Origin of the sequence: Macrococcus sp. S115, assembly GCF_030067655.1 — a bacterium.
In the GTDB taxonomy this organism is placed as follows: Bacteria; Bacillota; Bacilli; order Staphylococcales; family Staphylococcaceae; genus Macrococcoides; species Macrococcoides psychrotolerans.
Map to the genome: position 1 here is coordinate 269,581 of NZ_JASJES010000002.1, position 13,085 is coordinate 282,665.

9 protein-coding genes are annotated in these 13,085 nt (G+C 37.3%); 1 reads left to right on the forward strand and 8 read right to left on the reverse strand.

All coding sequences use genetic code 11. The features are described 5' to 3' along the window. Positions 1 to 4 precede the first annotated feature (4 nt). From mutM to QNJ52_RS04630, 7 genes are all read right to left on the reverse strand, one after another. Positions 5 to 877, reverse strand: coding sequence for a bifunctional DNA-formamidopyrimidine glycosylase/DNA-(apurinic or apyrimidinic site) lyase (mutM, locus tag QNJ52_RS04600; protein ID WP_283721989.1), 873 nt, complete (start codon positions 875 to 877; stop codon positions 5 to 7). An 8-nt stretch (positions 878 to 885) separates the two neighbouring features. After that, positions 886 to 3,513, reverse strand: a complete 2,628-nt coding sequence (gene polA, locus QNJ52_RS04605; RefSeq protein WP_219492494.1) for a DNA polymerase I — start codon at positions 3,511 to 3,513, stop codon at positions 886 to 888. A gap of 157 nt (positions 3,514 to 3,670) precedes the next feature. Beyond that, complete coding sequence (pnpS, locus tag QNJ52_RS04610; protein ID WP_219492497.1) at positions 3,671 to 5,383, reverse strand: two-component system histidine kinase PnpS; 1,713 nt, start codon at positions 5,381 to 5,383, stop codon at positions 3,671 to 3,673. Next, a complete protein-coding gene (locus QNJ52_RS04615) occupies positions 5,376 to 6,089 on the reverse strand; it encodes a response regulator transcription factor (RefSeq protein WP_219492500.1) in 714 nt (237 codons plus the stop codon). The genes pnpS and QNJ52_RS04615 overlap by 8 nt, the downstream gene beginning before the upstream one ends. Before the next feature lie 116 nt (positions 6,090 to 6,205). Further along, entirely contained in the window at positions 6,206 to 7,135 is a 930-nt protein-coding gene (mdh, locus tag QNJ52_RS04620; RefSeq protein WP_283721990.1) for a malate dehydrogenase, read from the reverse strand. 59 nt (positions 7,136 to 7,194) lie between these two features. Continuing rightward, positions 7,195 to 8,457 carry an NADP-dependent isocitrate dehydrogenase gene (gene icd / locus QNJ52_RS04625; protein ID WP_283721991.1) on the reverse strand — a complete coding sequence of 421 codons (1,263 nt, stop codon included), beginning with the start codon at positions 8,455 to 8,457 and terminating at the stop codon, positions 7,195 to 7,197. Between the two features lie 24 nt (positions 8,458 to 8,481). After that, positions 8,482 to 9,600, reverse strand: a complete 1,119-nt coding sequence (locus QNJ52_RS04630) for a citrate synthase (protein WP_219492505.1) — start codon at positions 9,598 to 9,600, stop codon at positions 8,482 to 8,484. A 219-nt stretch (positions 9,601 to 9,819) separates the two neighbouring features. On the opposite strand from QNJ52_RS04630, the gene QNJ52_RS04635 reads away from it, so the two are divergent. Continuing rightward, positions 9,820 to 11,229: an amino acid permease gene (locus QNJ52_RS04635; RefSeq protein WP_219492508.1), complete on the forward strand. Its 1,410-nt coding sequence runs from the start codon at positions 9,820 to 9,822 to the stop codon at positions 11,227 to 11,229. Between the two features lie 88 nt (positions 11,230 to 11,317). On the opposite strand, the gene pyk is transcribed toward QNJ52_RS04635, so the two are convergent. Next, on the reverse strand, positions 11,318 to 13,078 hold the full coding sequence (gene pyk / locus QNJ52_RS04640) for a pyruvate kinase (protein WP_219492510.1): 1,761 nt from the start codon (positions 13,076 to 13,078) through the stop codon (positions 11,318 to 11,320). Positions 13,079 to 13,085: the final 7 nt, after the last annotated feature.

Genomic DNA, 13,085 nt, shown 5'->3' on the forward strand with positions numbered 1-13,085 from the left:
CCTCCTATTTCTGGCAATGTGTACAATAATGTGTATTACGTGTAGCTATCACTTTCGTCTTAATTTCATTACCGCATGTTCCACAAATTTTTTTACCATAAACTTTAAACCTATTTTGCATCATTCCACTTTCACCTTGTGCATTTCGGTAATCTGAGATGGTCGAGCCCCCATATAGAATGCCTTCATTCAGCACATCGACAATATGTTCATACAGTAATGTACGTCTTTTTTCGCTTAATGATTTCACTTTTATATTCGGATTAATCCGTGCATTATGCAGTGCTTCACATGCATAGATATTTCCACATCCACTGACAACCGAATGCAGCATGATGACTTGCTTAATCGGTTTATCCTGATATTTCTGCAAGTGCAGTGCACTGATATAATGTGCTCGACCTTCTTCATTAAATGGTTCTGGTGCAATCGCTGCATCGAAGTGTGCAAACTGTGATTCATCTAACATTCTCAGTTCACCAAACCTTCTAATATCTGAATATACCAGCTTCATCGAACTGCTCAATGTAAAAGTGACATGCCAATGTTTTTTGTAGTTCGGTACCGTAATGTCATCGATAGACGGTACGACAAAGTATGCGCCGGTCATTCCAAGATGACCGACCATATAACGGTTCCCATCCTTTCCTTTTAACTTGAAGATAATATATTTACTGCGACGCATCACACTTTCGATATGAGTGTCAATACATCGTTCCTTAAATGCATCTAGGGAAAGCCCTTTAATAATCGTCTCTTTACCCTGTGTCTTTCCATTTAATACAGCATCTGAAAAGTGGACATCAATAATTTGTTCTCCTGTGATATGTGGTTCAATACCACGCTTCACATGTTCAACTTCTGGTAATTCCGGCATAACTCCTCCTACTTTGCTTCGTACCAGCTTTCACCTGAATCATATTCAACTTCAAGCGGTACTTTTAATTCCAATGCATTTTCCATTACATGTTTTACAAATAAGCTGAAAGCATCAAGCTCATCTTTTGGCACTTCAAAAATAAGCTCATCGTGTACTTGTAGTAACAATTTAGCTTTAAAGTCAGTTTCTTTCACTTGTTCGTTATAATGTACCATTGCGAGTTTAATGATATCTGCTGCACTTCCTTGAATCGGTGTATTCATCGCAGTACGTTCAGCAAATCCTCTTAAATTAAAGTTTCTGCTCGTAATATCTGGGATATAGCGACGTCGATTAAGCAATGTCGTAACGTAACCCTGCTGCTTAGCTTCCTGAATAATATCATGCATATACGCTTTAACTTCCGGAAAACTTTCAAGATAGTTATCAATAAATGCTTGTGCGTCTTTTCGAGTAATACCTAAACTTTGACTTAGTCCATAATCACTGATTCCATACACAATCCCGAAGTTTACAGCTTTTGCCTGACGCCTCATATCGCTTGTTACTTCTTCTTTTTCAACATTAAAGACTTTCATCGCAGTCTTCGTATGAATATCAATGCCTTGATTGAAAGCTTCAAGCATACCTTTATCTCCAGTAATATGTGCGAGTACTCGAAGTTCAATCTGAGAATAGTCTGCAGCAAATATTACAGAGTTCGGTTCACTTGGTACGAATGCTTTTCTTATTTTTCTACCTTCATCTAGTCTTACAGGAATGTTCTGCAAGTTAGGGTCAATAGATGACAGACGTCCAGTTTGAGCAATAACCTGGTTGAAGCGTGTATGGATCTTATCGTCGTCTCCAATCAACTTCTGCAATCCTTCTACATAAGTTGACTGCAGTTTAGATAGCGTTCTATAGAGTAATATATCTTCAATGATCGGATGTTTTCCTGCTAATGACTCAAGAACATCCACAGCTGTAGAATATCCTGTCTTCGTCTTTTTCTTCTTCGGTGAATCTAGCTTTAAATCTTCAAATAATACGACACCAAGCTGCTTTGGAGAATTGATATTAAATGTGCTGCCTGCATGTTCATGAATACGCGTGATCAGTTCATCTAAGCGGCTTTGAATTTCCTGCTGCATCTCCTGAAGTGTCTGCTTATTTACTTTAATTCCCTGCATCTCCATATCTGCGAGAACAAGTGAAAGTGGCAGTTCGAGCGTTGTTAACAGTTCAAGCTGCTTAAGTTCATTTAATTTTCTAATCTGAAGCGCTGATACCTCATGGATTGCATTTACTTCAGATGCAATATGTTTAAATAAATCCATGCGTTCAGGTATGTGCATCTTAGCACCTTTTCCGAAGATCATTTCATCTGATTCCACATAATTAATACCTTGCATTTGCGCACTTTGAGCAACATCTATTATTTTCAAAGCTGGATCGAGTAAATAAGATGCGAGCATCACACAGTGCTCAATCCCTTTAATCTCTATATCCAGTCTATTGAATAAAACTTTTGTTTCCTTTGCATCATAGACATATTTTTTTGTAGCTTCATTTTGCAGTGCATTGATGAATGTTTCATTTTGGGTGATTTCATCAGGGTGAATAACAAATGTATGTCCTTCTACCAATATCCCTACCCCAATAATTTCATTCTTTAAATAATTATCCTGAAAACATCGAATACGAATATCCATAGATTCAACATTCGAGAAATCAAATGTACTAAACTGATTGCTTATTTCAATTGTTTTCTCTTCAGTAATTTGAGTTTCAGCGTCAATATTATCTAACTTTTGCTTAAAGTCTAGCTCCTGAAATAGTGCGATCTTCTTACTGTCATCTTTTTCAGGGAGCAGTGTATCATTTAAATTTACTGCAATCGGTGCATCAGTATTAATCGTCGCCAGCTGCTTACTCATTAATGCGTCATCTTTATGATTTGTTAAGTTCTCATTTAATTTCTTACCTTTAATATGTTCCAGATTATCAAGCACCGCTTCAACCGTACCATATTCATGTAGTAATTTAAGTGCAGTCTTTTCTCCTACGCCAGGGACACCGGGAATGTTATCTGACTTATCCCCCATCAACCCTTTTAAATCGATTATTTTCTCTGGTTCAAATCCATATAGCTCCTGAATAAACTGCGGTGTATATTTATCAATATCTGTAACTCCTTTTTTTGTATAGTAGACTGTCACATAATCACTTGCAAGCTGCGTTAGATCTCGGTCCCCAGTAACGATGACTGTCTCTAACTTATTTTCTGTTGCTTGTTTTGCAAGCGTTCCGATAATATCGTCTGCTTCATACATATCCTGCTCATAATGCTTGATTTGATAAGCCTCTGCGAGTTTACGAATATAAGGAAACTGTTCACTTAATTCTGAAGGTGTCTTTTGACGTCCTCCTTTATAGTCTTTATACATCTCATGGCGAAACGTTGTCTTACCCGCATCAAATGCGATTAAAAAATGTGTAGGTTGTTCTTCCTTAATCAACTTATCTAAAATAAGCGTGAAACCATATATTGCATTCGTATGTAAATTGGATTGATTTTTTAATAGAGGTAAGGCATAGAATGCACGAAAAGCAATGCTGTTACCATCAATCAATATTAGTTTATCAGCCATAATATCCTCCTGAACTGTAGTAATCATAGTTTAACATAAATCACGCACAAAAACGCCCGACACATATGTACCAAGCGTTCAAGCTTCAAAATGAAAGCGTCTTTTTATATTATATGTGATAATAGTTAAACTAGAGTAAACAAAAATAAATCTTATATTAATAAATAAACTGCTTTAATTTTATTCTGAAAGTCGAACCTTTTCCAAGCTCGCTTTCTACATCGATTTCACCATTAAACACTTCAATGATATGTTTAACAATTGCAAGACCTAACCCTGTTCCGCCAGAGTCCCTGCTTCTTGCTTTATCTACGCGATAGAACCTCTCAAATATTCTTGTTATTTCCTCAGGTGCAATACCAATCCCCTGATCAATAATTTCAACGATACATTCATCCGCCTTGAGATATACCTTTACTGTAATTTCTGCATCCTCTGGCGAGTAATTGATTGCATTTGAAAGTAGATTGATCATAACCTGCTTAAGCTTGCTCGGTTCTGCCAGGACAAAAAGATTTTTTTCAAGCTCGAGATTAAATTTAATATTCTTCTTCTCAGCAAGCGGATATACAACTTCCACACTATTAAATACTTTCTGAGGTAAATTTACTTTCACCATATTAAAGTGATTTGCCTGCTCAATTTTAGACAGTTCGAGCAGCTCACTTACAAGCACCTGGATTCGATTAGATTCTTTCAGAATAATATCTAAAAACATCTCGAGCGTATTCTTATCTTCTTTTGCACCGTCTAGTAATGTCTCTGTAAATCCTTTTATACTCGTAATCGGTGTTTTTAGTTCATGCGAAACATTTGCAACGAAATCCTTCCTCATCTGTTCTAGTGTCTTTAACTGTGTAATATCATGCAGCACAATGACAATCCCTTCAATCCTTTTACGTTTCTTGGATAATACAGGCACAACTGCCGCGTCAAAATATTTTTTATGGACGTTCACATTATGTTCAATTGTTTCATTGATGGGTTTCTCTGTTGCAATCGCTTCTTTAATCATACGTTTTACATCTTTATGCTCTATTACAGTGTCATAATGAGCTTTCTTTATTTTATTACCACGATTAAAAAAATTTAAAAATGTTTCATTGGCTATAACAACTTCACCGTAGCTATTGACAAGCAAAGTAGCGGAAGGAATATTCTGTAATGTCGTCTCCAGACGATTACGCTGAAGCTTCTGTTCATTCATAAAGTCTTGCAATGTTCTAGCCAATATATTCATACTGATAAACAGGTCCTTAGTCTCAGTGACATTACTCTCTGGAACACGTACTTTGTAGTTTCCGCTTGCCAGTAATTTAGAAGCGTAAGTCACTTCTTTTATTGGTTGAATATAGCTTTTATTGATGTACCTCACGATAAAATAGAGAATAGGAAGCAACATCAATAACATTAACCCGATATATTTCCATATACTTCTGTTTAAAATGGTCAGAATTCGGTTTTCCTGTATTAAATAGATGACAGTATCTTTTGTTGTCGTTTTAAGGATGCTCTGTTTATCTTCAGAATCGTATCGAAACTCATTCGCTTCACTTTCACCTGTCGTATATCTCGATAGTGCAGCTTCAAAGTGGTCGGGAGAAAAACCTTGTGTAACATACAGCGGTTTATTACCTTGCATGACTAATATTTGATAACTTCGCTCGTCATCAAAAGTGGCTGCGATCATGTTGAAATCTTGATGTTCAGCCAAAGACTGTATTATTTTTGCATCTTGTGCCATCGTACGTTTCATCGATACTTTCATATCATTTGAGATAGAGGTCGTAATAAACATGCCGACTAAAAGAAAGCTTACAACAATCATTGTTGTAAGCATGATGAGTAACTTTCTTTGAAAACTAATCATTTCGTTTCGGGTAATCCAGTTTATAGCCTAGACCACGTACAGTTTTAATGTATTGTGGCTGCTTTGGATTTTCTTCTATTTTCTCTCTCAAATGACTGATATGAACATCAACGATACGTGAATCACCAGCAAATTCATAGTTCCATACTGAATTCAGCATATGTTCACGTGTAATCACACGCCCTTGTCGTTCTATCAAATAGATTAATAATTCGAATTCCTTTGGCGTCAGATCAATCAGTTCGCCATTACGATACGCTTCAAAATGTTCTGGCAATATTTTAAGCTTACCAATGATTATTTCTTTGTTTTCTTTTTCAGACTCGTGTTGTCTTAATGCCTGAGATCGTCTCAAAATTGCCTTTAACCTTGCTGTGACTTCCCTAGGAGAAAATGGTTTCGTCATATAATCATCCGCGCCAAGCTCTAAACCAAGTACCTTATCAAATTCATCATCCTTTGCTGTAAGCATCAGAATAGGCACTTGATTCTTTTCACTACGGACTGCTTTACAGACTTCTACACCGTCCATCTTAGGTAACATAAGATCAAGAACAACAATATCCGGATCTTCAGAAAATATTTTACTTAAACCTTCTTCCCCATCGAAAGCTGTTATCACTTCAAAACCTGATTGCTCAAGATTATATTGTAATAACATCACAATCGACTGTTCATCATCTACTACTAATACTTTCTGACTCATCCTATCCCTCCAAGACCATATATACAACTATATTATATATTACAGTAAATATATATGGCTACACCTGATCAACAAACTTCACAAACTCGTATAAAAGTTTACAATAAATTAATAAATCACTTCAAGACGCGCATGACATCTCTCACTGCCTCAGCAGACTGATGAAATGCGGACTGTTCTTCAGCAGTTAATTCAAACGTTACGATGCGTTCAACACCATTCTCCCCAAGTAATACAGGCACTCCGATATACACATCACTTTCATTGTACTCGCCGTTTAAATATGCAATCGCAGGCAGAATGCGTTTCTTATCAAGAATTATTGCCTCAGCCATTTCAACCATAGCAGCTGCAGGAGCATAATATGCTGAACCATCGCCTAAAAGCTGAACAATTTCAGCTCCTCCTTTGCGTGTTCTATCGACAATAGAATCAATTGTAACCTTATCCATAATTTCAGTAAGCGGAACTCCACCTGCATCAGCATGCTGTATTAAAGGAACCATCGTATCTCCGTGACCTCCGAGTACGACGCCATGCACGTCTTCTATTGAAATGTTAAGTTCAGAAGCAACAAATGTTCTGAATCTTGCAGTATCAAGGACACCAGACTGGCCTATGACACGTTCATGCGGAAAGCCAGTCACTTGTTGTACTGTGTAAGTCATCGCATCTACTGGATTTGTGAGCACGATAACAATTGCATTAGGGGCATATACTTTTATCTGCTCTCCAACCTCTGTCATCACCTGCTGATTAGTCTGTACAAGGTCATCACGTGTCATACCTGGCTTACGTGCGACCCCTGCAGTAACCATAATGATATCCGAGTCTTTAATATCTTCGTAATGACTTGTTGCAGAGACTGAAATACTACTGTTGAAAATGGCAGCTGACTGAAGTATATCTAGCGCTTTCCCTTTTCCTTTATCCAGATTACGTGCAAGATCTACAAGCATAACATCTGCAAATCCTTTTTGTGCTACGATAAATGCTGCTGTAGCTCCGGTGAATCCACTTCCAATTATGCTGATTTTCTTTCTCATATGATGTCCTCCTAAAAAAAGCAGTTAAATGAATAAATTCAAATAACTGCTTCTGTTGATTACATATTTTTAATCAGTTCGTCTGCAAAGGCACCACATTTAACTTCTGTTGCACCTTCCATTAATCGCGCAAAGTCATAAGTAACTACTTTAGAAGCAATCGTTTTCTCCATAGATTTCGTAATGAGGTCTCCTGCTTCTTTCCATCCTAAATGCTCAAGCATCAATACTCCGCTTAAAATCACAGACGATGGATTAACTTTATCTAATCCAGCATACTTAGGTGCTGTTCCGTGCGTAGCTTCAAATATTGCATGTCCTGATTCATAGTTAATATTCGCACCAGGTGCAATTCCGATACCACCTACTTGAGCAGCAAGCGCATCAGAAATATAATCACCGTTTAAGTTCATCGTTGCAACAACATCAAATTCCGCTGGGCGCGTTAAAATTTGTTGTAAGAAGATATCAGCGATAGAATCTTTAATTAATATTTTACCTGCATCTAAAGCCGCTTCCTGTGCTTTATCAGCCGCTTCTGTACCATCTGCTTCTTTAATCTTGTCATATTCAGACCAAGTAAATACTTTATCACCGAATTCACGCTCTGCTAAATCATAACCCCACTGTTTAAACGCACCTTCAGTAAATTTCATGATATTCCCTTTATGGACTAATGTTACAGACTTACGTCCTTCAGTAATTGCATAATTGATTGCAGCACGTACTAGACGTTCTGTACCTTCTTTAGAAACAGGTTTAATACCAATACCTGATGTTTCTGGGAAACGAATATTTTTCGCACCCATTTCATTTTGTAAGAAATCAATAACTTTCTTAACTTCTTCTGAACCTTCCTTGAATTCAATACCTGCATAGATATCTTCAGTGTTTTCACGGAAGATAACCATATCTGTATCTTCTGGACGCTTAACTGGTGAAGGTACACCTTCAAAGTAACGCACCGGACGAAGACAAGTGAAAAGATCAAGCTCTTGACGTAAAGCAACATTTAAAGAACGAATACCTCCGCCGATTGGCGTTGTTAAAGGCCCTTTAATTGCAATTAAGTACTCATCAATCACATCTAACGTTTCTTGTGGTAACCATTCACCCGTTGCATCAAATGCTTTTTGACCAGCAAGTACTTCTTTCCATTCAATCTTCTTTTCTCCGTTGTATGCTTTTTCAACTGCTGCATCTAACACGCGGCTCGCTGCATTCCATATATCTGGACCTGTTCCATCACCAATGATAAATGGAACTACAGGATGTTTTGGTACGTTTAATACTCCATTAGAATTTGTAATTTTATCTGCCATTATATATTCCTCCATATTTGTATTTTATCGTTCCTCAACTGGTACATACTTACGGCCAACTTCACCGATATAGTTTGCACGCGGACGAATGATACGGTTATCATTATATTGCTCAAGAATATGAGCAATCCAGCCAGATGTACGACTTACTGCAAAGATTGGTGTAAATAGATCATGTTCGATACCCATTGAGTGATAAACCGTTGCTGAGTAGAAATCAACGTTTGGTAATAACCCTTTTTTCTCCTTTAATAAATCAGCAATTTTAACTGACATTTCGAAAAGTTCTTTATGCCCAGTTTCGTCTGTAATCTTACAAGACATCTCTTTTAAATATTTAGCACGTGGATCTCCGTTTTTATACACACGGTGACCAAATCCCATAATCTTTTCTTTATTCTCAATTTTTTTATTGATATAGTCTTCAACATTATCGATTGAACCGATTTCACTCAACATCTTCATAACTTGTTCGTTTGCACCACCGTGAAGCGGCCCCTTTAGTGCACCAGCTGCAGCAACGACACCTGAATACATATCAGATAATGTAGATACAGCGACACGTGCCGTAAACGTAGACGCATTCAGTTCATGATCGGCATGAAGAATCAATGCTTTGTTGAAGCCTTCCTCCTGAATTGCTGTTGGTTCCTCACCAAATAACATATAAAGGAAGTTCGCTGCATAGCTTAATTCTTTCTTTGGTTTAACCACTTCTTTTCCTTGACGAACTCGTGCAAATGCAGCAACAAGCGATGCTACTTTTGCCTGAATACGAATCGCTTTATCCATATGTGCATCTTCATTGAACTCATCAGCACGTGGATCGAAATGAGCAAGGTATGACAATGAAGTACGAAGTCCTGTCATTGGATGCACAGCATCCGCAGTATAATCTTCGAAATGACTATACATTCTTGGGTGTAGATTCATATATTCGATAAGCTGAGATTTTAAATTTTCTAGTTCTTCTTTATTCGGTAATCTGAAATTCCAAAGTAAGAAGATTACTTCTTCAAACGATGCATTTTCAGTTAAGTCATCAATTTCATAACCTGCATATGTCAGTTGATCCCCAACAATCGAACTCACTTTTGTGTTCGAAGCTATAATACCTTCAAGCCCTTTAACTAATTCTGCCATTTCTATTTCCCCTTTACAACAAAATTTTGCTATGCCCAATGTAACGGCTTTCACACTTCATATTATAGCTAATTGTCTTTATTTTGTGAATGATTATGAATTATAGTAGTTTATTATTGAGGGTCATAAGTTTTAGTTATAGATATATTTCAAAAAAAGTTTGAAGTTTTTGATAATTCATAACATAATAGAAAAATACTAAGGAAAGAAGGAAAAAATGTGAATACTCAATCAAATAGTAACAGTCAAAATGGTTTACAGCGTGCGCTTTCAAACAGACATATTCAGCTTATTGCAATTGGTGGAGCTATAGGTACCGGACTATTTTTAGGAGCTGGTAAATCTATCAATTTCGCAGGACCTTCGATATTATTGACATACCTCGTTATAGGATTGTTCTTATTCTTATTTATGCGAGGGCTTGGAGAATTATTATTATCCAATACGAATTATCATTCATTTACTGATATTGCAAGAGATTATCTTGGAGATTTCATGGGGTATATTACAGGCTGGACATATTGGTTCTGCTGGGTTGTAACTGGAATGGCAGAAGTGACTGCCGTTGCGAAGTACGTTCAATTTTGGTGGCCGGACTTCCCGACATGGGCATCTTCTTTAATCTGTATCGTTGTATTGATGGGACTGAATTTACTTACAGCCAAACTCTTCGGAGAACTTGAATTCTGGTTTGCTATCATTAAAGTAATTACAATCATCGCACTTATACTTGTTGGTATTATCCTAATTGTAATCGGGTTTGAAACGAAGTTTGGACATGCATCACTTACTAATCTATGGTCACATAACGGTTTTTTCCCGAATGGAATGAATGGTTTTCTGCTGAGCTTCCAGATGGCAATATTTAGTTTCGTAGGAATCGAGCTTATCGGTGTTACAGCGGGCGAAGCTCAAGATCCAGAGAAAACATTACCTCGTGCAATAAACAGTGTACCTATTCGTATCGTTTTATTTTATATTGGTTCTTTAATCATCATCATGAGTGTTACACCATGGGACAAAATCGATCCGAACGAAAGTCCATTCGTTAAGTTCTTTGGACTGATCGGTATCGGATTTGCAGCAAGTTTAATCAATTTTGTAGTTATCACATCCGCATCATCTTCATGTAACAGCGGAATCTTTTCAAACAGCCGTATGCTATTCGGATTAAGTAAAAACTTCTCAAAGGGAGATGACAGCTTCTTTCAAAGAACGAATAAAGCTGGCGTACCAGCGAATGCAGTTGTGTTCTCAAGTGTACTTCTATTAATATCCGTATTATTGAACTATATTATTCCGAATGCAAATGCTGTATTTACACTCGTAACTACAGTTGCTACTGTATTCTTTATCGTTGTATGGTCAATTATTATGTTCGCTTATTTGAAATATTTAAAAACACGACCAGAACTTCATGAACATAGTACTTATAAAATGCCTGGCGGAAAAATAGCAGCCTACATTGTACTTGCATTCTTTGCCTTTGTGTTCATGCTCTTATTTATAGCAGAAGACACACGTTTGGGATTATTCGTTTCACCATTATGGTTTATCCTATTAGCAGTTATGTATTATGTGCAGGGTGGATTTAAGAAAGACAACTTCGAAAAACATAATTATAGATAAAGAAAGTATCAAGGGCATTTAGCTTCAATTATAATCAAAAAAGTTTACAGAAATCAAAAATAAGGATGAGCAAATGCTCATCCTTATTTTAGTTTACTTTTGCGTGCCCGATATATACTTTATTATGCTGTGCATCTACTGTTACAAGTGTACCGTTTTCTAATGTATTCATCACATCCTGGACACCTACGATTGTCGGTTTACCGAGATTAAGCCCAACGACTGCCGCATGTGATGTTAATCCACCTTCTTCAGTTACAATCGCAACTGCCTGTTCAAGATAAGGTACCATATCTGCATCTGTCTGCGGTGATACGACAACTTTGTCCGTCATATCAATACCTTGTAGTTCTTCTGCACTATTTGCTTTAATGACCTTGCCGTGTGCTGCAGTTCTACCTATACCTGTTCCTGCTGCAATCACATCACCAATCAGATGAATCTTCATTAAGTTCGTAGTTCCTGCTTCACCTGTTGGGATACCTGCTGTAATAATGATTAAATCTCCATTTTCGACAGTTCCTATTTCAATTGCTGCCTGTACAGATTTATCTAATAATTCATCTGTTGTAGATTTACCAGTCTTCACTATAGGTATTACGCCCCATACTAAAGAAAGATGTCTCGCTGTTTCTTCATAAGGTGTTACTGCGATAATATGTGCATGTGGGCGATATTTAGAGATTATCTGTGCTGTTGTACCACTTTCAGTTGCAGCGACAATCGTCTGTACGTCTAAATTTAAAGCAGTATGAGCTACAGACACACCAATCGCATTTACCATAGATGGCTGATTTAATTTCGTACGGTCTGAAAGCATGCGCTTATAATCTTGTGCTTCTTCTGCAGCAAATGCAATATTGTGCATCGTCTTAACCGATTCTTCCGGATATAATCCTGCAGCCGTTTCACCTGATAACATCACTGCGTCACTTCCATCATAGATGGCGTTGGCAACGTCACTTGCTTCTGCACGTGTACAACGTGGGTTACGCTGCATAGAATCGAGCATCTGTGTGGCAGTGATTACAGGTTTTCCGAGAATATTACACTTCTGAATCAATTCTTTCTGTACTAGCGGTACTTGCTCAGCGGGTATTTCAACCCCCATATCTCCACGTGCAATCATCAGTCCATCAGAAACTTCCAGAATCTGATCGATATTCTCTATCCCTTCTTCATTTTCAATTTTAGGGATAATATGAATAAAGTCGCATTGATTTTTCTCTAATATTTCACGAATTTCTAATACATCACTCGCACGACGTACAAATGATGCCGCAATGAAGTCTACTTTCTGTTCGATACCGAATAGAATATCTGAAGCATCTTTATCTGTAATTCCAGGCAAGTTTACTTTGACACCAGGTAAATTTACACCTTTCTTATTCTTTAGTTCACCTGCATTGATGACGTCACATACAATCTTACCTTCGTCATGCAGGATATCTTTGACCTTAAGTTCGATCAATCCATCGTCTAACAAAATTGTAGAACCTATATGAATATCATTGATTAGTTCAGGATACGTGACCGAGAACTCTGCAGGCGTGCCCAATACTTGTTCCATATTGACTGTAACAGTTGAACCTTTGACAAGTTCAATCTTATCGTTTCCCATATTATGTGTTCTAATTTCAGGACCTTTCGTATCAAGCAAGATTGCTACCGTCTTATTTAAACGTTGCGCTACAGAGCGAATTGTCTCGATACGTGCCTGATGTTCCTCGTGTGAACCATGCGAGAAATTAAGTCGAGCAACGTTCATACCCGCATTCATCAATTTCTCTAACATTTCAGGAGATTCTGAAGCCGGTCCGATTGTACATACTATTTTAGTTTTTCTCATTTTATGA